Source organism: Methylobacterium sp. DB0501 (assembly GCF_011043735.1).
Taxonomy (GTDB): domain Bacteria; phylum Pseudomonadota; class Alphaproteobacteria; order Rhizobiales; family Beijerinckiaceae; genus Methylobacterium; species Methylobacterium alsaeris.
Genome location: NZ_JAAKGV010000009.1, coordinates 71,781 through 91,380, shown reverse-complemented (window position 1 = coordinate 91,380; position 19,600 = coordinate 71,781). Strand labels below are relative to the sequence as shown.

The window sequence follows — 19,600 nt, the reverse complement described above, 5'->3', positions numbered from 1 at the left end:
CGCCCTCCCGCGGAGCGCCTGCGACCGGGTGGCGCGCCTGGGCGCGCTCGCCGGCCCTTCCCTGGATCCTGAGCCTCGCGGCGGTGCTGGCCGCCGCCGTCGTGGCCGGGCGGATCGCCGAGCGGGCGGCTTTGGCCGATCTGCGGCGCTCGGCGAATGCGACGCTGGCGCTCCAGGTCGCAGCCTTCCGCACCGAGATGCAGAAGCAGGGCTCGCTGCCGCTCGCGCTCGCCAGCGACCCCGAGATCGCCGCGGTGGTGGGACGGGCGCCCGATCCGGCGCTGGTCGCCCGGGTCGACGACCGCCTCGCCGAGATCGCCCGCGCCTCGGGGGCCGCCGTCATCTACGTCATCCGCCGGGACGGCATGGCGGTGGCGGCGAGCAATGCCGGCGAGCCGGGCAGCTTCGTCGGCACGTCCTACGCGTTCCGGCCCTATGTCCAGCAGGCTCTCGCCGAGGGGGCCGGGCGGCAATTCGCGCTCGGCACCGTCAGCGGTCGGCCCGGCCTCTATCTCAGCCGCCGGGTCGCCGGCCCCGACGGCCAGTCCGGCGTGGTGGTGGTCAAGGTCGAGTTCGACGGCATCGAGGAGGCCTGGCGCGAATCCTGGAAGAAGGGCGGGGAGACCGTGATGGTCACCGATCCGCGCGGCATCGTCCTGATGGCGAGCGAGCCGTCCTGGCGCTTCGGCGCCCTGCATCCGGTGCCGGACGACGAGCGCCGGCTGATCCGCGAGCGGCTCGAATTCGGCGCGGCGCCGCTGAGCCCCCTGCCGCTCCATCCGGCCTCGGACGGCTCGGGCCTCGTCCGGATCGGCAGCGGGGCGCTGCCGGCGCGCCTGGCTCTGCCCCTCGACGCCCCCATCCCGGGCACGACCTGGCGGCTCCATACGCTCACGCGGGTCGGCGTCGCGGTGGCGCGCGAGCGGTTGCAGGCCCAGGTCATCGCCGGCCTTGGCGTAGGCCTCGCCTGCCTGGGCCTCGCCGAGATCGTCGGCCGGCGCCGGCGCCTGCGGGCGAGCCTCGCGGAGGCGGCGGCGCGGCGCACCGAATTGGAGGAGAGGGTGCGGGCGCGCACGCAAGACCTCACCGAAGCCAACCGGATGCTCAAGGCCGAGATCGCCGAGCGGCAGCGGGCCGAGGCCGACCGGCAGCGCCTCGGGCGCGAACTGGCGCATGCCGGGCGCCTCGCCGCCCTCGGCCAGTTCGCCGCCAGCATGGCGCACGAGATCAACCAGCCGCTCGCGGCGATCCGCTCCTACGCCGACAATGCCGGCATCCTGATCCAGCGCGGACGCCTGCCGGAGGCGACCGAGAACCTCTCGGCCGTCGGCCGACTGACCGAGCGCATCGCCGGGCTGACCCGCCAGCTCAAGGGCTTCGCCCGCAAGGCGTCGGGGCGGCGCGACCCGGTGGCGCTGGGGAGCGTGGTGCGGGCAAGCCTGGAGGTGGTGGAAGGGCGCCTGGCGGGCATCGACTTCGCCCTCGCCCTGCCCGAGCCCTCGCCTTATGTCCTGGGGGAGGGGCCGCGGCTGGAGCAGGTCGTGGTCAACCTGATGCAGAACGCCCTCGACGCCGTCGCGGGCGTGAACGATCCACGCATCGCCGTGACGGTGCGGGTCACGGGGGAGCGCGCGGTGCTGGAGGTGAGCGACAACGGCGGCGGGCTGCCGGACGGGGGCGGGCCGATCTTCGACGCGTTCTTCACCACCAAGGCCAACGGCCTCGGCCTCGGGCTGGCCATTTCCCGCGGCATCGTCGAGGAGTGCGGCGGCACGCTCTCGGCGGGGTCGTCGCCGGAGGGCGGCGCCCTGTTCCGGGTCGAACTGCCGCTCGCACCGGCCGGGCAGGGAGCCGCCGCATGAGCGCAGCCTTCGACCGCGTGGTCTTCGTCGACGACGAGGAGGAGGTGCGCCGGGCCAACGGCCAGAGCCTCGACCTCGCCGGCTTCGCCGTCGAGACCTATGGCGACGCCGAATCGGCGCTGCGGGCGGTCCTCGCCGCGCCGCCCGGCGTCGTCGTCACCGACGTGCGCCTGCCGGGGCTCGACGGGCTCGGGCTGTTTTCCGCCCTGCAGGAGGCCGACCCCGAATTGCCGGTGATCCTGATCACCGGCCACGGCGACATCACCATGGCGGTCAGGGCGATGCGCGCGGGCGCCTACGACTTCCTGGCCAAGCCCTATCCGGCCGAGACCCTGGTCGCCTCGGTGCGCCGCGCCCTGGAGCGCCGGGCGCTGGTGCAGGAGAACCGGAGTTTACGCGCCCGCCTCGACGCCGCGGTGGCGGAGGACCCGGCCTTCCTCGGCGTCTCGCCGGCGATCACGCGGCTCCGCCAGTTCGTCCGCGAGGTGGCCGAGGCCGATGTCGACGTGCTGGTGCTGGGCGAGACCGGCTCGGGCAAGGAGGTGGTGGCGAGCGCGCTCCACCGCTGGAGCCGCCGCGCCAAGGGCCATTTCGTCGCGATGAATTGCGGCGCGCTGCCCGACACCGTGGTCGAGAGCGAGCTGTTCGGCCACGAGGCCGGCGCCTTCACGGGCGCGCTCAAGAAGCGGGTCGGGCGCATCGCGCATGCCGACGGCGGCACACTGTTCCTCGACGAGATCGAGAGCATGGCGCTGACCATCCAGGTCAAGCTCCTGCGGGTGCTGCAGGAGCGGGTGGTGGAGCCGCTCGGCACCAACGCGATCCAGCCCGTCGACATGCGGGTGGTGGCCGCGACCAAGATCGATCTCGGCCAGGCCGCCGCGCAGGGCACCTTCCGCGACGACCTCTATTACCGCCTGAACGTGGTCTCGGTGGCGATCCCGCCCTTGCGCGAGCGGCGCGAGGACGTGGCGCTGCTGTTCGAGCATTTCCTGCGCAAGGCCGCCGCCCGCTTCAACCGCGAGCCGCCGCCGGTGACCCCGGCGATCCGCGAGCATCTGAGCCGGCACGACTGGCCCGGCAACGTGCGCGAACTCGGCCACTTCGCTGAGCGCTGCGCGCTCGGCCTCTCGCCCACCGGCCCGGCGCAGGCCGAGCCCGCGAGGCCGGCGACGCTCGCCGAGCAGATGGACCGGCACGAGCGCGGCCTGATCCGCGACGAGCTGATCATGGCGGGCGGCGACGTGCGGGTGGCGGCCGAAGCCCTCGGCACCCCGCGAAAGACCCTCTACGACAAGATCGCCCGCCACGGCCTCGACCCGAACGACTACCGGTGAGGAGACGGGGCCACGGCCGTTGCCTTGAAGAACGTGTAGCTGAAGGTGCCGTCCGGCGCGGTCGTGCGCAGGAGCGCGTGAAGGCCGGCCTCGAACGTCGCCTCGTCGGTCAATCCCGCCCGCACCGCCTCGTCCCGGATCCCGGCGACCATCGCCGTGAAAGTCCGGCGGACGAAGCCATCCACCAGGGCCGGCCGGCCGGCATCGGCGTAGACCGGGCGCGGCGAGACCCGCACGTCCGCGAAGCCGGCGCGAGCGAGAAGCGGCGCGAGCCGGCGTCCGATTCGGGCATCCCCACCGGTCGCCTGCTGCAACGCCACCTGGCAGGCGATCGCCGCGTGGGCGGCCTCGTCGTCGGGATGGAGGAGCACGGAACCATGGTCGCCCTCGATCACGGTGAGGCTGCCGCTCGGACGCAGAACGCGGCGCAGCTCGGCCAGGGCTGCCTCCGGCTCCTGCAGATGCTCCAGCACGAAGCAGACGAAGGCGTGATCGAAGGCGCCGCTGGGGAAGGGCAGCGCCAGCAGGTCCGCTTGGTGGAAGTTGGGGAGGGGTAAGCCTGCGGCGCGGATGCGCGCCCGCGCTGCGTCGAGGGAGCGCGCGGAGCGGTCCAGGCAGGTCAGCCGGATGCCGGGGCTGCGCTGCAGGAGTGGGATCGTCTGGGCCCCGACCCCGCTGCCCGCCTCCAGCACGGTGCTTCCGGGCGGGAAGATGCTGTCGTGGTGCAAGAGTTCTTCGAGCGTCGTCGCCTGATCGTGCAGGCGACGGTCCTCCGCTGCCGCGTAGCCGTGAATGTAGGTGTGATCCTGTCCCATTGCGTTCCCCTCCGGCACTTCCGGCAACTCGGGGACGTTGTCGCGCCGGGATGCGCTGCGGTCTTGAACGCGATTGCGCCTCAGGCGAGGGCGGCCCGGGTGCGGGCCGGGGTCACGCCGAACTGCCGGACGAAGGCGCGGGTCAGGTGGCTCTGGTCGGCGAAACCGGATTCCGCGGCAGCCTCCGCCGGGCTGCGCCCTGCCGCGAGGAGCCGGCGGGCCAGCCGGACGCGATGCTGCACCAAGTAGGCGTGCGGCGTGGTTCCGACCGCGCGCGAAAAGCCGCGCAGGAGCTGAAACCGGCTGACCCCCGACAGCCCCGCCAGCTCAGCGAGGGTCATCGGCTGATCAGGCGCCTCCTCGATCCGGCGCAGGGCACGGGTCACGAAGGGCGGCGGCTCCGGACGTGGCATCGGCCGGCTACCGTGGCGGGCGACGAGGTGGGTCAGGGTCCGCACCATGGTCTCCTCAACCGCGAGAGGGTCCGGGGTGGGCGCGGTCAGGACGGCGAGGAGCCGGGAGACGGCGGCGGCAAGGATCGGGTCGCTGACGGCAGGGCGGGTGATCTCGACGGGGCCGGACACCGTCTCGCACAGCAATCCGTCGAGAAGGTGGGGCTCGACGTAGAGCATCCGCCACGTCCGAGGCTCGGCCCGGACCGGCGCGCCGTCGTGGATCTCGCCCGGATTGACGGTGATGACATCGCCCGCGAGGGCTTCGACGAGGCCGCGGCCGCTCCAGGATCGGTGGCCCCCCGCCACGATGACGCCGATGCCGAGCTGGTCGTGCCCGTGGCGCGGGAAGGTACGCCCGGAGGCGAGGGACATCGCCTCGAGTCCTGGCAGGCCGGAACGATGGTGCTGCGCTTCGTGCCGCTGCCGCACCATGCCCGCCCCCGATGCCGATGCGCCGTCGGACCCGCTGATCCCGCCGACTTTTCCCAACGACACGGCTTCGCCAGGTTGCGTGCGGGGCGCACAACGCGAAAAGCCCGGCCGTGAGGCCGGGCTCCGCTCCGTCGAGGCGACGGAGTTCGGGTCTTAGTACGAGCCGAACTTGTAGTTCAGGCCGGCGCGGACGACCGCGAACTCGGTCTCGCGGCGGTACAGGTTGGCCGGGCCGACCGACACCACGCCCGGCGAGAACACCGAGTACTGCGTGCCGTTGGTGGTCTGCGCGAACACGCCGTTGTTGCGGTTGCCCTGATCCAGGTTCACGTACAGGCCTTCGACCTTGATGGTCACGGCCGACGAACGGAAGAAGTTCAGGAACGAGTCGGTGGGCAGAGCGTACTCGACGCCGCCGCCGACGACCCAGCCGGTCTGGAACTCGTCGCGCGAGCTGTTGGTCAGGCCGAAATCGCGACCGCCGCCCGAGCCGTAGGCGAAACCGCCGGTGGCGTAGACGAGGGTGCGGTCCCAGGCGTAGCCGAGACGGCCGCGCACGGTGCCGAAGTAGTCCAGGCCCGAGATGCCGTTCGGGTTGAACACCAGGGTGCCGGGGACGATGCCGCCGCCCGGAGCGGTGGCGAAGGCGTAGCGGTTGCGGCTGCGGCCGAAGTCGACGTACTGGGCGTCGGCCTCGATGCCGACGACCACGCCCGAGCCCGGGGTGAACTGGTAGTTGTAGCCGATCTGGCCGCCGCCGACGAAGCCGTCGTTGCTGTTGCGGTTGCCGAAGGCGAGCACGCCGGTGGTCGGGACGCCGGCGGCGGTCACGAACACGGTGCTGCCGAGGTTGGCGCCGGCCGGCACGCCGACGACGGTCGGGGCGCGGGTGTCAGCGGTGTTGAAGCCGTAACCGGCGTTGAAACCGGCGTAGAAGCCGGTCCAGGTGAAGACCGGCACCGGCGTGAAGACCGGCGGCGGAGCAACGCGACGCGGCAGGTCCGCGGCCGAAGCGGCGGCGGTCAGCGCGGTGAAGGCAGCAAAAGCACTCAGGAGTTTCTTCATGATGGTCCCCAGCAGGTTCCCCGATCGAGGCCAAGCTAGACCATTTCCGCCGGGTTCGATGTAGCAGTTCAGCCACATCGGTGCGGCAACGACACGGGCGGCCCTAGCGACGACGCGAAAATGTCAAGCCTGCCGGCGAAGGATCCAGCGGATCCCGAAGGCCCGCATGGCACACTTTCGGGCAGTTCCCCTCTGCGCCGGGTCTCGTGCCGGATCCCGTGCCTCGTCAGGTCGGCGGGGTGCCGTTGGCGGCGAGCACCGCTCCGGCGAGGTAGAGCGAACCGCAGATCAGCACCCGGGGCGGGCGCTCCCAGGCCCGGTCGCGCAGGGAGACCAGGGCGGCCTCGACGCTCGGCGCCGTCGCGGCGGAGAGGCCGACCCGGCCGGCGATCTCGGCGACCTCCTCGGCCGGCCGCGCCGCCATCTGGCCCGGCAGCGGCACCGCCACCAGGAAGCGGGCGAGGCCGGCGAAGTTGGCCAGGAACCCCTCCGCGTCCTTGGTGCCCAGCAGCGCGGAGACCAGCACCAGGGGTGCGTCGCCGCGCTCCTGCAGGTCGGCCATCGCGGCGGCGAGGATGCGCCCGCCATCGATGTTGTGGCCGCCGTCGAGCCAGAGTTCCGAGCCCTGCGGCACCAGGCCGGCGAGCCGGCCCTGGCGCAGGCGCTGCAGCCGGCCCGGCCACTCGATGGCATTGAGCCCGGCCTCGAACGCGTCCGTTCCGATATCGCCGAAGCCCGCGGCGCGTAAGGCTGCGATCGCCGTGCCGGCATTGACGATCTGGTGGCGGCCGGCGAGCTTCGGCCGCGGCAGGTCGAGGAGCCCGTCCTCGTCCTGGTAGACCAGCCGCCCGCGCTCCTCGTGGGCGGAGAAATCCTGGTTGCCGACGAGGATCGGCCCGGCCCCGACCGCCTCGGCTCGGGCGCAGAGCACCGCGTCGGCCTGGGCGTAGTCCTGCGGGGCGATCACCGCCGGGCAGCCGCGCTTGAAGATGCCGGCCTTCTCGCCGGCCACCGCCTCGACGGTGTCGCCGAGATACTCGGCGTGGTCCCGGCCGATCGGCGTCACCACGGCGCAGGCCGGCCGGTCGATGACGTTGGTGGCGTCGGCCCGGCCCCCTAAGCCTACCTCGAGCAGCAGCACGTCGGCGGGTGCTTCGGCGAAGAGCAGCAGCGCCGCCGCGGTGGTGATCTCGAACACCGTGATCGGCGCCCCGGCATTGACCGCCTCGCAGCGGGCGAAGGCTTCGGCAAGCCGCTCCTCGGGCACGAAGCGGCCGCCGCCGACCGCGCCGAGGCGGATGCGCTCGTGGAAGCGCACCAGATGGGGCGAGGTGTAGACGTGGGCCGAGAGGCCGCCGGCCTCCAGGATCGCCCGCATGGTGGCGATGGTCGAGCCCTTGCCGTTGGTGCCCGCGACGTGGATCACCGGCGGCAGGCGCCGCTCCGGGTGGCCGAGGGCCGCGAGCAGCCGTTCGATCCGGCCGAGCGACAGATCGATGGTGCGCGGGTGCAGCGCCAGGAAGCGCGCCATCAGGGCGTCGGAGGATTCCATCGGGGCGTTCCGTCCGGGCTCGTCGCCGGTGGGCAGAAGGGAGCAGAGCCGGGCGGGACCGGCAAGCCCGGCAAAAGGCCGGGTCGCCGGCGAGAACCGGGAAGGCCCGGGCGCGAGGCCCTATGCCGGAACCGGCTTGGCCTCGGCCTTGGCGTCGGGCCGGGTCTCCGCCCGGGCCTCGGCCGGCGCCGCCTCAGCGGCCGCAATCTCCGCCGGGACCTGCATCAGGAGCCCGCACAGCCGCGCGATGGTGCCCTTCAGGTCGCGCCGGTGGACCACCTGGTCGACCATGCCGTGATCCTTCAGGTACTCGGCGCGCTGGAACCCGTCGGGCAGCTTCTCGCGGATCGTCTGCTCGATCACCCGCGGGCCGGCAAAGCCGATCAGCGCGCCGGGCTCGGCGAGGTGCACGTCGCCGAGCATCGCGTAGGAGGCGGTGACGCCGCCGGTGGTCGGGTTCGTCAGCACGACGACATAGGGAAGGCGGGCCGCGTTCAGCCGGCGCACTGCCACGGTGGTGCGGGGCATCTGCATCAGCGACAGGATGCCCTCCTGCATCCGCGCGCCGCCGGAGGCCGCGAACAGCACGTAAGGCGTGCGCTTCTCGAGCGCCGTCTCGGCGCCGCGCACGAAGGCCTCGCCGGCCGCCATGCCGAGCGAGCCGCCCATGAAGCCGAAATCCTGCACCGCCAGCGTCATCGGCAGGCCGGCGACGCGGCCGAACCCGACCTTGAACGCGTCGGTCATCCCGGTCTTGGCGCGGGCGTCCTTGAGCCGGTCGGCGTAGCGCTTCTCGTCGCGGAACTTGAGCGGGTCGGCCGGCGCGTCGGGCAGCGGCACGTCGAGCCAGGTCCCCTGGTCGAACATCAGCTTCAGGCGCTGCTGCGCGGTGATGCGCAGGTGGTGCTCCGAGCCCGGGATCACCCAGCCATTGGCCTCCACCTCCTTGTGGAACACCATCTGGCCGGTCTCCGGGCATTTCACCCAGAGGTTCTCCGGCGTCTCGCGCTTGAACAGCGTCTTGATCTTCGGGCGCACGACCTCGGAGATCCAGTTCATCGCCTCGACCATGATCGCTCCTCGGTCGTCGGAATCGTGTCGGTGATATGGGGTCTGCGGCGTCAGCCCGCCCGTCCGGTGCGGATTCCGGCGGCGAGATCGCGCACGAGGGTCGTCACCGCCTCGACCGAGCCGGCGCCGGCCTTGCCCGCGCCGTCGAGGGAGCGGGCGAGCGCATCGACGATCGCCGAGCCCACCACCACGCCGTCGGCATAGCGGGCGATGGACGCGGCGTGCTCCCCGGTCTTGACGCCGAAGCCGACCACCACCGGCAGGTCGGTATGGCGGCGGATGCGCTCGACCGCGCCGGCGACCGCGCCGAAATCGGGCGTCGCCGTGCCGGTGATGCCGGTGATCGAGACGTAGTAGACGAAGCCCGTGGTGTTCGCGAGCACCGCCGGCAGGCGCGCCTCGTCGGTGGTCGGGGTGGCCAGGCGAATGAAGGCGAGGCCGGCTTGAATCGTCGGCAGGCAGAGTTCGTCGTCTTCCTCGGGCGGCAGGTCGACCACGATCAGCCCGTCGATCCCGGCGGCCTTCGCCTCCTCCAGGAAGCGGGCGACGCCGTAGATGTAGATCGGGTTGTAGTAGCCCATCAGGATCACCGGCGTGCCGGTATTCTCCTCCCGGAAGCGGCGCACCAGTTCCAGGGTGCGGGCGAGGGTCTGGCCGCCTTTCAGCGCCCGCAGGCCCGCCGCCTGGATCGCCGGCCCGTCCGCCATCGGATCGGTGAAGGGCAGGCCGAACTCGACGATGTCGGCCCCGGCCTCCGGCAGGGCGCGCAGCACCTGCAGCGAGGTCTCGGGGTCGGGATCGCCGGCCATCACGTAGGTGACGAGGGCGGCGCGGTTGTCCGCGCGGCAGCGGGCGAAGGTGTCGGCGAGGCGGGTGGACATCGGGGGCGACCTCGGGGGCGGCGTCGCCCCGGTGGGGCGCGCGCCGCGGACGGGCGGAACGGATCGCCGCGCCTACACCATCGGGGGCCGCAGATAAAGTTTCACGCCGGCCGACCGCCTTCGGCCGCGTCGCGCAAGGCGGCGAGCGTCACCGAGCCGTCCCCGAGGCCGACGCGCTCGTGGCCGCTCGCCAGCATCAAGGCCAGCGCATCCTTGAGCGAGGCGTCGGGCGCGAGGCGCGGCGCGGCGCCGGCGGGATCCGACCCGGCATGGTCGCGGGCCGGCAGCAGCGAGAGGCGGCGCAGCAGCCGGTCGCCGCCGACGAACTCCGCCGCGAAGGCATCGGCGGGGGCGGCGAGCAGGGTGGCGGGCGGGGCGACCTGGACCAGGCGCCCCTCGCGCATCAGCGCGACCGTGTCGCCCATCCGCACCGCCTCGTCGATGTCGTGGGTGACCATCAGCACGGTCTTCTTGAGCCTCCGGAGGATTCCCCGGACCTCATCCTGCAGGCGGGTGCGCGCCACCGGATCGACAGCGCCGAACGGCTCGTCCATCAGCAGCACCGGCGGGTCGGCGGCGAGCGCCCGGGCGACGCCGACACGCTGGCGCTGGCCGCCCGACAGCGCATCCGGCCGCCGGTCGCGGAACTCCTGGGGCGAGAGGCCGACGAGGTCGAGCATCGCGTCGACCCGCTCCCCGATCCGTGCCCGGTCCCATCCGAGGAGGCCCGGTACCGTCGCGACGTTCTGGGCCACCGTCCGGTGCGGGAACAACCCGACGCCCTGGAGCACGTAGCCGATGCGCCGGCGCAACGCGATCGGATCGAGCCCGGCGACGTCGCGCCCCTCGACCAGGACCCGTCCGGCGCCCGGCACGACCAGCCGGTTGACCATCTGCAACGCCGTCGACTTGCCGCAGCCCGACGGGCCGATCAGCACGCAGGTGGTGCCGGCCTCGACCGTCAGGCCGAAGGCATCGAGCGCCGGTTTTCCCCGGCCCGGATAGGTCTTGGCCGCACCCTCGAAGCGGATCATCGATGCGCCCCTCGTCCGGGAAGGCTGGAGCGCCGCCCGATCGCGCCGCGATCGGACAGCCCTCCAGGTCTCTGATCTTGCCACATTTTCTGCGACGAGCCGGTATCCGCGTCGTCGGAAAACGCTCCGGCCCGGTTCACCGGCCGGGCTCAGCAGCCGTGGCAGATCGACCCGAGGGTGCGCTTCATCCGGGCGTCCCAGGCCTTGTCGCGGGCCGCGGTGGCGGCCTGGGCCTTGCGGAAACCCTCCGCCGAATCGGCCTTGGCGGGCGCGGGCTTCGCTTCCGCCTGTACCCCGTCGACCCGGCGCGGCTGGCGCCGGCCGGCGGCGGGAGCGGCGGGCGCCGCCTCGGGCGCGACGACGCCCGCCGGCGAGGTGCCGAGGGGGGCGGGGGTCTCTGTCTGCGCCGAGGCGGTGCCGGCGGCGAGCGCGAGGAGGGCGGTGGCGAGGAGGAGGCGCATGGCGGGGTCTCGGGTGCCGCCCGCAGGGTCGCGGGCAGGCGAAGAAAGTGCGGTCGCTCCACCTTATGCATCTTTCGGCCGGCGGGGACACCGCTGCCGATCGGCGCATGGGGTCGTCGGATCGGCACGGTGGGCCACGAGGACCCGGGTCTCGCCAGGGGCGTCCGGGGGTGACAGGACCACTCCGCTCCGGCAGGGTCCCCGCCCCAGCCGCGCCGTCGAGGACGCCGATGCCCGCACGCCCCGATCCGCGCCCGTCCGCTCCCCCGACGCGCCGCGACGCGGTGGAGGCGGCGCTCTCGCGCCTCGCCCCCCGGGTGCCGGACTTCGAAGCGGAAGCGATCGTCGACCGGGCGCTGGCGAGCACGGGACTGCGGGGTGCGGCCCCCGAGACCGCCGCCTGGCTCGGGATGGTATCGTATGCCCGCCACGTCTTCACCGAGTACGATTCCCTCCTGGGGGAGGGCTACGACCAGGACAGCGCCCGCCACTTCGTCCTCGACGACCTCAACGCGGTGCTCTCCGACTGGGGCGTGCGCCGGCGGATCGGCCAAGAGAACGGCCAAGAGAACGGGGAAGGGAACGGAGAAGAGGACGGGGATGCGGAGGCGTCGTGAGCGCCGCGGCGTGACCGTTCCTATATGAAGCCTCGCCCCCGCCCGACCGCTCCGTCCGACCGTCCAGCCCGATGACCGCCCCGATCGCCGACGTCCTGATCCCGCTCGCCCTCGACCAGGCCTACAGCTACGCCGTCCCGCCCGAACTCACCCTCGCGGAGGGCGACGTGGTGCAGGTGCCGCTGGGGCCGCGGGAGACGGTCGGGGTGGTGTGGTCCCTGCGCGACGGCGCCGGCTCCAACCTGCGGCGCGTCAGCGGGCGGATCGGCGTCGAGACCTTGAGCCCGGCGCTCCGCCGCCTCGTCGAGTGGATCGCCCGCTACACCCTGGCGCCGAAGGGCTCGGCCCTCGCCATGGCCCTCCGCCTACCGGAGGAGAGCCGCACCGAGACCGCCAAGGTCGGCGTGCGCGCGACCGGGATGCCGCCGAGCCGGATGACCCCGGCGCGGGGCAAGGTGGTGGCGGTGGCGGCAGACGGCGCGGTGCGGGGCAAGCGGGCGCTGGCCCTCGAGGCCGGCGTCAGCGCCGGCGTGATCGACGGGCTGATCGACGACGGGGTCCTGGAGACCGTGGCGCTCGCCCCCGACCGGGTCGCCGAGCCACCGGATCCCGACCACCCGCACGATCCCCTCTCCGAGCCCCAGGCCGAGGCGGCGCGTGCGCTGATCGCGACCCTGACGGCGCCGCCGGCCGGGGGCGGGCCGGCGGGGGAGGGCGGCGTGACGCTGCTCGAAGGCGTGACCGGATCGGGCAAGACGGAGGTCTATTTCGAGGTGGTGGCCGAGGCCCTGCGCCGGGACGTGCAATCCCTGGTGCTGATGCCGGAGATCGCCCTGACGGCTCAGTTCCTCGACCGTTTCGCCAAGCGGTTCGGGGTCCGGCCCGCCGCCTGGCATTCCGGGGTCGGCGGGCGGCGCCGCGAGAAGATCCGCGCCGGCGTGGCGTCCGGCGAGGTGCAGGTGGTGGTGGGCGCCCGCTCGGCCCTGTTCCTGCCGTTCCGCAAGCTCGGCCTCATCGTCGTCGACGAGGAGCACGAGGGCGCCTACAAGCAGGATGACGGCGTCTGCTACCACGCCCGCGACATGGCGGTGGTGCGGGGCAAGCTGGAGAACGCCGCCGTGGTGCTGGCCTCGGCGACGCCGGCGATCGAGACCCGGGTCAATGCCGAGCGCGGCCGCTACCGCCGGGTGGTGATGCCCGAGCGCTTCGGCGGCCGGCGCCTGCCGGAGATCCGCGCCATCGACATGCGGGGCGAGAAGGTGCCCCGCGGGCATTACCTCTCGCCGAGCCTGGTCGCCGCCATCGCCGAGACCAACGGGAGGGGCGAGCAGGCGCTGCTCTTCCTCAACCGCCGCGGCTACGCCCCGCTGACGCTCTGCCGCGCTTGCGGCCACCGCTACCAATGCCCGAACTGCTCGACCTGGCTCGTCGAGCACCGCTTCCGCCGGGCCCTGGTCTGCCACCATTGCGGCCATGCCGAGCGGCGCCCCGAGGCCTGCACCGAGTGCGGCACCTTCGACAACCTGACCGCCTGCGGCCCCGGGGTCGAGCGCATCGCCGAGGAGGTCGCCGCCACCTTCCCGGACAAGCGGGTGATCGTTCTGTCGAGCGACTTTCCCGGCGGGGCCGAGCGGCTGCGGGCCGAATTGCAGACCGTGGCCGAGGGCGGCTGCGACATCGTCGTCGGCACCCAGCTCGTCGCCAAGGGTCACAACTTCCCGCACCTGACGCTCGTCGGCGTGCTCGACGCCGATATCGGGCTGACCTCCGGCGACCCGCGCGCCGCCGAGCGCACCTTCCAGCTGCTGCAGCAGGTGACGGGCCGCGCCGGACGCGGCGAGAAGCCGGGGCGGGCGCTGGTCCAGACCTACCAGCCCGAGCACCCGGTGATCGCCGCCCTCATCTCCGGCGACGCCGAACGGTTCTATGCGGAGGAGACGGCGGCGCGCGAGGTCGCCGGCCTGCCGCCCTTCGGACGCCTCGCGGCCCTCGTGATCTCCTGCACCGACCGCGAGGCCGCCGAGGCCCATGGCCGGGCGCTGGCCCGCGTCGCCGAGCCGCCGGCCGGCGTGATGGTGCTCGGCCCCGCCGAGGCGCCGCTGGCGCTGGTGCGCGGCCGCTACCGCTTCCGCCTGCTGGTCAAGACCGAGCGCGAGATCGACCTCCAAAGCTACCTGCGCGACTGGCTCGCCCGCGGGCCGAAGGTCCGGGGAAACCTGAGGGTGGGGATCGACGTCGATCCGCAGAGCTTCCTGTGATCTCGTGTCCGGATGGAAGCTTCCGGACACGAGATCATACGACTTCCGATTGATCGCTCGGCGATTGCTGCGCGATCGCGTTCGCCATGCGGAAGCCGGCTTCGCTCAGGCGTGTGGAGCCCCGGGCTGGTGATACGAAATCCGGAAGATCTCTTCCGGATTTCGATCAGTCGGAAATCGCCGGGATCGCCGTGATCAGGCCACCCGCTGCGAGGCCGGGATCCCGGTGCGGCCATGCGCGCACTCGAACAGCGCGTTGAGCTCGGCCCCGACGGTGCGGGCGATGCGGGTGGAGGCTGTGCCTTCCGCGCGGTCGGCGACGATGGTCTGAAGCGCCTCCGCCGTGCGCTTCTCGACGGCGTAGAACAGGCTCTCGGCCGCCTTGGCGTTGGCGCTCAGCAGCACCGCCGCGAGGTCGTGATAGGCCTCGCGCAGGAGGTGATGCGCCAGGCGCTCGGCCGCCTGGTCGTCCGTCAGCCCGTCGTCGCCCATCGCTCAGCACTCCATCCATGGTCCGGCAGACCCACCCATGAACGCAGAGCGTGTACGACCCGGGTTGTGCGGAGCTTGCGCGGCCCCCGGCGATCCCCCGGCAGGGCCGGTGCGGCGTCACCCCCGTGACGTGTGAGCGCACCACGCTCGTCACACCCGCCCGCTTGTCGCCCGCCGGTATAACCCATGTTGTTGGCTCGCCGCCCGCCTCCGGCTCCCTGATTCCATCCCGCCTCCGGCTCCTCGGGTCCATCCCGCCTCCGGCTCCTCAAGTCCATGATGCAGGCTCCCACGATCCCGGCCCCGACGGCGCAGCCTCCCGCGGCCTCTCAAGCCCGAACCTGGCCACCATGCCCGGGCGAGATGGCGGACCGCATCCGCGATCACGACTGGGGCGCCACGCCGCTCGGGCCGGTCTCCGGCTGGTCGGGCCGCCTCAAGGTCATGGTCGAGCAGGTGCTCGCCAACCCCCTCGCGGCCTCCCTGGTCTGCGGGCCCGAGCGCATCCTGATCTACAACGACGCGGCGGCGCACCTCTACGGCGACCGGCACCCCGCCGCGCTCGGGCGCAGTCTGCCGGAGACCTTCCCGGCGGCCTGGGCCACCGTCGCGCCGTTCTACGCCCGCGCCTTCGCGGGCGAGACGGTGCGGGTCGGCGGGCAGTCCCCCGACACGCCGGCGGGCGAGGGCATCGGGACGGAGGTCTTCGACGCGCTGCTCCTGCCGGTCCGGGAGGAGGACGGCCGGATCGCCCACGTCCACGCGATCAGCCCGGATGTCGGCGGGCGGATCGCCGCCGAGGCGGCCCTGCGCGAGATCGAGGAGCTGCGCCGCATCGCCCTGGAGAGCGGCGGCATGGGGGCGTGGGCCTGGGACACCCGGACCGGCCTCATCCGGGCGGACGAGGCGTTCCATCGGATCTGGGGCGTCGCGTTCGCCGACGCGCCGCACCCGTCCTCGGTCTATGCCGAGCGGATGGACCGGGACGGCGCCGCCGTGCTCGACGCGGTGATGGCCGGCGAGATCGCCCCCGGGGAGGAATTCCAGGACCGGGTGCGGGTGACCGGCGGCCCGAATGCCGGTCGCTGGGTCCAGTGGCGCGGCCGCGCCGAGCGGGACCGGCCCTGGATCATCAACGGGGTCACCTTCGACGTCACCGCGCAGATGCGGGCGGAACGGCAGGTGCACGACAACGAGGAGCGCCTGCGGGAGAGCGAGGCGCGCCTGGCGGCGATCTTCGACAGCGCCCCGGTCGGCCTGTCCGAGATCGACGGCGAGGGCCGCTTCCTGCGCGTCAACGACCAGCTCTGCCGCATCCTCGGCCGGCCGCGGGAGTGCCTGCTGCGGTCCGGCATCGCCGACGTCACCGACCCGGAGGATGTCGGCCGCAGCATCGAGGCGGCGTGCCGGGCGCGGGAGACCGGGCAGCCGGTGGCGCTCGACAAGCGCTATCGCCGGCCGGACGGTACCGCGGTCTGGGCGAGCAGCATCCTGTCGGTCCTGCGCGACCGCCACGGCCGGCCGGGCAGCCTCCTCGCGGTGACGGCCGACCTCACCGAGCGCCGCGCGGCGGACGCCGCCCTGCGGGCGAGCGAGCGGCGCTACCGCACCCTGCTCGAGTCGATGGACGAGGCCTATGCCGACGTGGAGATGCTCCGGGACGCCGCCGGCGTGTGGTGCGACTTCCGCTTCATCGCCGTGAACCCGGCCTTCATGAAGCACACCGCGATGCCCTATCCGGTGGGCCGGACGGCGACGGACCTCCTCGGCGCGCCCAACCCGCGCTGGAACCGGATGTACGGCCAAGTGCTCGAGACCGGGACGCCGCTCAGGGTCCAGGAGCACGAGAGCGTCCTGGGTCGGACCTTCGACCTCAACATCGTCGGCATCGACCGCGAGCGGAACCGCGTCGCGGTGCTGTTCACCGACATCACCGAGCGGCTGCGGGCCGAGGCGGCCCTGCGCGAGAGCGAGGGGCGCCTGCGGCAGTTCGGCGACGCCTCCTCCGACGTGCTCTGGATGCGCGAGGCCGAGACCCTGCAATGGGTCTACCTCACTCCCGCCTTCGCGATCACCTACGACCGCGACCGCGCCGCGGCCTTCAGCGGCGACACGCTGGCGAACTGGCTCGACGTCGTCCTGCCCGAGGATCATCCCTCGGTCCTCGCCGGCATCGCGCGGGTCCGGGCCGGCGAGCGGGTCTCGTTCGAGTACCGCATCCGGCGGCCGGGCGACGGCGCCGTGCGCTGGCTGCGCGACACCGACTTCCCGATGCGCGACGCCGCCGGGGCCGTGCGCTGGATCGGCGGGATCAGCCGGGACATCACCGAGGAGAAGGAGACGACCGAACGCATGGCGGTGCTGGTCGCCGAATTGCAGCACCGCACCCGCAACCTCCTCGGCGTGGTCAAGGCCCTGTTCCACGAGACCGCGCGACGGAGCGACGCGCTCGACGCCTTCCGGGAGCAGTTCGGCGAGCGCCTCGATGCGCTCGCCCGGGTCAACGCGCTCCTCTCCCGCTCGGGGCAGCCGCGGATCACCATCGGCGAACTGGTCCGCACCGCGCTCGACGCGCTCGGCGGCAGCGCCGCGGGCGGGCGCATCCGGCTCGACGGGCCGGAGGTGCGGCTGCGCAACTCGATCGTGCAGACCCTCGCGCTGGCGCTGCACGAGCTGGCCACCAATGCCCGCAAGTACGGCGCGCTCGCCGACGAGCGGGGCCGCCTGGAGGTGACCTGGTCGACCCACCGGCCGGACGGCGAGGAGGAGCGCCTGGTCGTGGAATGGGTCGAGCACGGGGGCGCGCCAGGCCAGGATAAGGCGGAGCCGTCCCGGCGCGGCTACGGCCGGGAGCTGATCGAGCGGGCGCTGCCCTACGCGCTGAAAGCCCGAACGCGTTACGAGTTGAGCGGGGAGGGGGTGCGCTGCTCCCTCGACCTGCCGCTCACCCGAGCCCTCCGGCGAGAAAGGCCCACACCATGATCGCGACGGCCCCTTCCACCTATCGCGTGCTGCTGGTGGAGGACGAATACTTCCTGGCCCAGGAACTCACGGAGGTGTTTCAGGGCCGCGGCGCCGAGGTGGTCGGCCCGGTGCCGAGCGTGGAGGAGGCCCTCGCCCTGATCGCCGCCTCGGCGCACCTCGACGGCGCCGTGCTCGACATCAACCTGCAGGGCGAGATGGCCTATGCGGTCGCCGACGCGCTGGCGGCGCGCGGGGTGCCGTTCGTGTTCGCCACCGGCTACGACCGGACGGCGATCCCGGCGCGCTACGCCCGGGCGCGGTTCTTCGGCAAGCCCCTGGTCGTCGGTCAGGTCGCCGAGGCGCTGCTCGCCTGAGGCGCGCCGGGCGGTGCGAGAGGCAGGGCGACCGCGCAGAGCAGCAGGCCGTCGGGCTCGCCGTTTCCGTCGACCGGCGGGGAGCGGGCGGGATCGACCCGGATCCGGGCCGGCCGCGCCGCCGTCGAGGGGCCGATCCCGGGCTCGCCGATCGTCGTCGCTCACGCGGGACACCCTCGCCCGCGGCGGCCTGCCGCCCCGGGGAACGAGCGGCCGCCACGGTCGCGTTCCACCCCGGGGTCCTGCCCCGCGCGGCCCGGACGACCGATCTCTACACGGCCACGTTGAAACCAATACGGCCGCCGGGGCTTCTCCTTCCGAATGGCTTAATCTGGATTAATCGGCGGCCCGGGGCGTGGAATACGGCCTCCTCCGGGCGAGGAGGACATATGCGCCAGGCCAGCTACTTCTATCGCGGCGTGGCGGAGGGGCCGGCCGCCGTCGGCCACGGCATCGCGCGGGGCCTGCTGGAGGCCCTCCCGGTCCCGGACGAGGGGCACCTGCCGGACCGCCTGCGCGACCTCGTCGCCCTGCTGATCGAACGGGACGCCGCGAAGAGCGGCGGCGACCGGGCGGGGCGGACCGAACCCACCCGCCTCGTCCTCGTGCTGGAGGACGATCCGTCCCTGCGCGAGCAGGCGGTCGCGCTCCTGCGGGAGACCGTCCTGGACGTCGTCACCTGCACCACCGGCGACGAGGCGGTCACCTTGCTGCGCGAGCGCGGCGGCGAGGTCGCGATGGTGTTCACGGATGTCGATCTGCCCGGCACCCTGGACGGCGTCGCCCTGGCGCGGGCGGTCCGGACGTTGTGGCCGGGCATCCGCCTCGTCGTCACCTCGGGCCGGGCGGAGGTGCGGGACGAGGACCTGTCCGACGACGTCGTCCATCTGCGCAAGCCCTGGCGCGCCCTGGACGTCCTGGCCCAGGTCGATCACGCCGTGCGGTGCCCGGCTCCGCCGGTGCGGTAGCGCCCCCCCACCCATGCGGCGATCGAGCGTGCGACAGGCCGTGCTTCGGTCGAATCGGGCTCGGCACGGATCCGCCCCCGCAACGATCACCGCCGCCGTGCCGCCCGGCCGGATTTCGGGCGCGCCGGGGCATCCCGCCCCGACGCGGCGGCCTGCGGCGCGTCGGGCGGCACGGGCCCGGACGCCCAGGCCGGCGGCCCGTCGGCGAGGGCGCAATCCAGGCAGCCGTCGATGTGGACCGTCAGGATCCGGGTCGCGCGGTCGGCATCGCGGGCCAGCGCGCAGGCGCGCAGGTCGGCATGCTCCCGGATCGACGCTTCACCGCGGGAGATCGCCGCCAGCGACAGGTAGCGCAGGTAGCGGTCGTGGATCGTGCCGAGGGTCTCCATCAGCACGCGCGAGCCGCAGGCCGAGGTCAGCGCCTGGTGGAAGGCGCGGTCGCAGTGCCGCAGCAGGGTCGGGTCGGCCTCGGTCCCCGCGAGCAGGCGCTGCTCGGTGACCGCGAGCTTGTGGTGGGCGGCCACCACCCGCGCCTCCCAGTCGAGGTCGCCCGCCGCGAAGGACAGGGCGAGGGCGTGCCCCTCGAGGAGCCGGCGCAGGGCCGCGATCTCCCGGAACTCGGTGGCGGAGGCCGGCGCCACCTCGAAGCCGCGCTGCGCCTCCGCCACGACGAACCCCTCGGAGGCGAGGCGGTTCAGCAGCTCGCGCATCGTGCCGACGCTGACGCCGTAGCGCCGGCTCGCCTCGTCGAGGCGCAGCCGCGCGCCCGGCGCGAGCCGGCCGAACAGGATGTCGGCCCGGATCCGGGCGTGGACGGCGTCGCCGAGCGTCTCGCCGCCCGGCCCGGTGGCGCCGCCCCCGGCGCGGGCTTCAATGGGAGCACCCATGATTCCGTCTTGGCATCGCCGGGCCCATCATGCAACGTATGACGGATTGCCTCCCGTTGGGTGATCCCGTAATCA

At 73.3% G+C, this 19,600-nt stretch carries 17 protein-coding genes; 7 read left to right on the top strand and 10 right to left on the bottom strand.

Annotation, left to right across the window (positions count from 1 at the left end; translation table 11 throughout):
• The first annotated feature begins 83 nt into the window (after positions 1–83).
• On the top strand, positions 84–1,862 hold the full coding sequence (locus tag G4G93_RS14980) for an ATP-binding protein (RefSeq protein ID WP_395410925.1): 1,779 nt from the start codon (positions 84–86) through the stop codon (positions 1,860–1,862).
• Positions 1,859–3,199: a sigma-54 dependent transcriptional regulator gene (locus tag G4G93_RS14975; RefSeq protein WP_165085200.1), complete on the top strand. Its 1,341-nt coding sequence runs from the start codon at positions 1,859–1,861 to the stop codon at positions 3,197–3,199. The genes G4G93_RS14980 and G4G93_RS14975 overlap by 4 nt, the downstream gene beginning before the upstream one ends.
• On the opposite strand, the gene G4G93_RS14970 is transcribed toward G4G93_RS14975, so the two are convergent.
• The 8 genes from G4G93_RS14970 to G4G93_RS14935 form a co-directional block, all read right to left on the bottom strand.
• A complete protein-coding gene (locus G4G93_RS14970) occupies positions 3,190–4,014 on the bottom strand; it encodes a methyltransferase domain-containing protein (protein ID WP_165085199.1) in 825 nt (274 codons plus the stop codon). The genes G4G93_RS14975 and G4G93_RS14970 overlap by 10 nt on opposite strands.
• 80 nt (positions 4,015–4,094) lie before the next feature.
• A complete protein-coding gene (locus tag G4G93_RS14965; protein ID WP_246736786.1) occupies positions 4,095–4,841 on the bottom strand; it encodes an AraC family transcriptional regulator in 747 nt (248 codons plus the stop codon).
• A gap of 213 nt (positions 4,842–5,054) precedes the next feature.
• Complete coding sequence (locus G4G93_RS14960) at positions 5,055–5,966, bottom strand: outer membrane protein (protein ID WP_165085197.1); 912 nt, start codon at positions 5,964–5,966, stop codon at positions 5,055–5,057.
• Between the two features lie 226 nt (positions 5,967–6,192).
• Entirely contained in the window at positions 6,193–7,518 is a 1,326-nt protein-coding gene (locus G4G93_RS14955; protein ID WP_165085196.1) for a folylpolyglutamate synthase/dihydrofolate synthase family protein, read from the bottom strand.
• Positions 7,519–7,638: 120 nt separating this feature from the next.
• Positions 7,639–8,592 (bottom strand): acetyl-CoA carboxylase, carboxyltransferase subunit beta, encoded by a 954-nt coding sequence (gene accD, locus G4G93_RS14950; protein ID WP_395413652.1) that lies wholly within the window; start codon positions 8,590–8,592, stop codon positions 7,639–7,641.
• Positions 8,593–8,639: 47 nt separating this feature from the next.
• The gene (gene trpA / locus G4G93_RS14945) at positions 8,640–9,470 is read right to left on the bottom strand and encodes a tryptophan synthase subunit alpha (RefSeq protein WP_165085195.1); all 831 of its coding nucleotides are present in this window, start codon (positions 9,468–9,470) and stop codon (positions 8,640–8,642) included.
• 101 nt (positions 9,471–9,571) lie between these two features.
• Positions 9,572–10,504: an ABC transporter ATP-binding protein gene (locus G4G93_RS14940; protein WP_165085194.1), complete on the bottom strand. Its 933-nt coding sequence runs from the start codon at positions 10,502–10,504 to the stop codon at positions 9,572–9,574.
• A 149-nt stretch (positions 10,505–10,653) separates the two neighbouring features.
• On the bottom strand, positions 10,654–10,965 hold the full coding sequence (locus G4G93_RS14935) for a hypothetical protein (RefSeq protein WP_165085193.1): 312 nt from the start codon (positions 10,963–10,965) through the stop codon (positions 10,654–10,656).
• A gap of 230 nt (positions 10,966–11,195) precedes the next feature.
• On the opposite strand from G4G93_RS14935, the gene G4G93_RS14930 reads away from it, so the two are divergent.
• Complete coding sequence (locus tag G4G93_RS14930) at positions 11,196–11,582, top strand: DUF2293 domain-containing protein (protein WP_165085192.1); 387 nt, start codon at positions 11,196–11,198, stop codon at positions 11,580–11,582.
• Positions 11,583–11,653: 71 nt separating this feature from the next.
• Positions 11,654–13,840: a primosomal protein N' gene (locus tag G4G93_RS14925; protein ID WP_165085191.1), complete on the top strand. Its 2,187-nt coding sequence runs from the start codon at positions 11,654–11,656 to the stop codon at positions 13,838–13,840.
• 195 nt (positions 13,841–14,035) lie between these two features.
• Here G4G93_RS14925 and G4G93_RS14920 read toward each other — a convergent pair whose 3' ends face one another.
• Positions 14,036–14,332, bottom strand: a complete 297-nt coding sequence (locus G4G93_RS14920; RefSeq protein WP_165085190.1) for a hypothetical protein — start codon at positions 14,330–14,332, stop codon at positions 14,036–14,038.
• A 363-nt stretch (positions 14,333–14,695) separates the two neighbouring features.
• Between G4G93_RS14920 and G4G93_RS14915 the strand changes: the two genes are divergently transcribed.
• From G4G93_RS14915 to G4G93_RS14905, 3 genes are all read left to right on the top strand, one after another.
• On the top strand, positions 14,696–17,314 hold the full coding sequence (locus tag G4G93_RS14915; RefSeq protein ID WP_165085189.1) for a PAS domain S-box protein: 2,619 nt from the start codon (positions 14,696–14,698) through the stop codon (positions 17,312–17,314).
• The gene (locus G4G93_RS14910) at positions 17,311–17,670 is read left to right on the top strand and encodes a response regulator (RefSeq protein WP_165085188.1); all 360 of its coding nucleotides are present in this window, start codon (positions 17,311–17,313) and stop codon (positions 17,668–17,670) included. The genes G4G93_RS14915 and G4G93_RS14910 overlap by 4 nt, the downstream gene beginning before the upstream one ends.
• A gap of 389 nt (positions 17,671–18,059) precedes the next feature.
• Positions 18,060–18,638 (top strand): response regulator, encoded by a 579-nt coding sequence (locus G4G93_RS14905; RefSeq protein ID WP_165085187.1) that lies wholly within the window; start codon positions 18,060–18,062, stop codon positions 18,636–18,638.
• A gap of 86 nt (positions 18,639–18,724) precedes the next feature.
• Here G4G93_RS14905 and G4G93_RS14900 read toward each other — a convergent pair whose 3' ends face one another.
• On the bottom strand, positions 18,725–19,525 hold the full coding sequence (locus G4G93_RS14900; RefSeq protein WP_165085185.1) for a GntR family transcriptional regulator: 801 nt from the start codon (positions 19,523–19,525) through the stop codon (positions 18,725–18,727).
• Positions 19,526–19,600: the final 75 nt, after the last annotated feature.

What these genes read in the sequence shown, in the direction of transcription:
- G4G93_RS14975 (WP_165085200.1), top strand. Translation starts at nt 1,859, where the DNA reads ATGAGCGCAGCCTTCGACCGCGTGGTCTTCGTCGACGACGAGGAGGAG.
- G4G93_RS14970 (WP_165085199.1), bottom strand. Translation starts at nt 4,014, where the DNA reads ATGGGACAGGATCACACCTACATTCACGGCTACGCGGCAGCGGAGGAC.
- G4G93_RS14965 (WP_246736786.1), bottom strand. Translation starts at nt 4,841, where the DNA reads ATGTCCCTCGCCTCCGGGCGTACCTTCCCGCGCCACGGGCACGACCAG.
- G4G93_RS14960 (WP_165085197.1), bottom strand. Translation starts at nt 5,966, where the DNA reads ATGAAGAAACTCCTGAGTGCTTTTGCTGCCTTCACCGCGCTGACCGCC.
- G4G93_RS14955 (WP_165085196.1), bottom strand. Translation starts at nt 7,518, where the DNA reads ATGGAATCCTCCGACGCCCTGATGGCGCGCTTCCTGGCGCTGCACCCG.
- trpA (WP_165085195.1), bottom strand. Translation starts at nt 9,470, where the DNA reads ATGTCCACCCGCCTCGCCGACACCTTCGCCCGCTGCCGCGCGGACAAC.
- G4G93_RS14940 (WP_165085194.1), bottom strand. Translation starts at nt 10,504, where the DNA reads ATGATCCGCTTCGAGGGTGCGGCCAAGACCTATCCGGGCCGGGGAAAA.
- G4G93_RS14935 (WP_165085193.1), bottom strand. Translation starts at nt 10,965, where the DNA reads ATGCGCCTCCTCCTCGCCACCGCCCTCCTCGCGCTCGCCGCCGGCACC.
- G4G93_RS14930 (WP_165085192.1), top strand. Translation starts at nt 11,196, where the DNA reads ATGCCCGCACGCCCCGATCCGCGCCCGTCCGCTCCCCCGACGCGCCGC.
- G4G93_RS14925 (WP_165085191.1), top strand. Translation starts at nt 11,654, where the DNA reads ATGACCGCCCCGATCGCCGACGTCCTGATCCCGCTCGCCCTCGACCAG.
- G4G93_RS14920 (WP_165085190.1), bottom strand. Translation starts at nt 14,332, where the DNA reads ATGGGCGACGACGGGCTGACGGACGACCAGGCGGCCGAGCGCCTGGCG.
- G4G93_RS14915 (WP_165085189.1), top strand. Translation starts at nt 14,696, where the DNA reads ATGGCGGACCGCATCCGCGATCACGACTGGGGCGCCACGCCGCTCGGG.
- G4G93_RS14910 (WP_165085188.1), top strand. Translation starts at nt 17,311, where the DNA reads ATGATCGCGACGGCCCCTTCCACCTATCGCGTGCTGCTGGTGGAGGAC.
- G4G93_RS14905 (WP_165085187.1), top strand. Translation starts at nt 18,060, where the DNA reads ATGCGCCAGGCCAGCTACTTCTATCGCGGCGTGGCGGAGGGGCCGGCC.
- G4G93_RS14900 (WP_165085185.1), bottom strand. Translation starts at nt 19,525, where the DNA reads ATGGGTGCTCCCATTGAAGCCCGCGCCGGGGGCGGCGCCACCGGGCCG.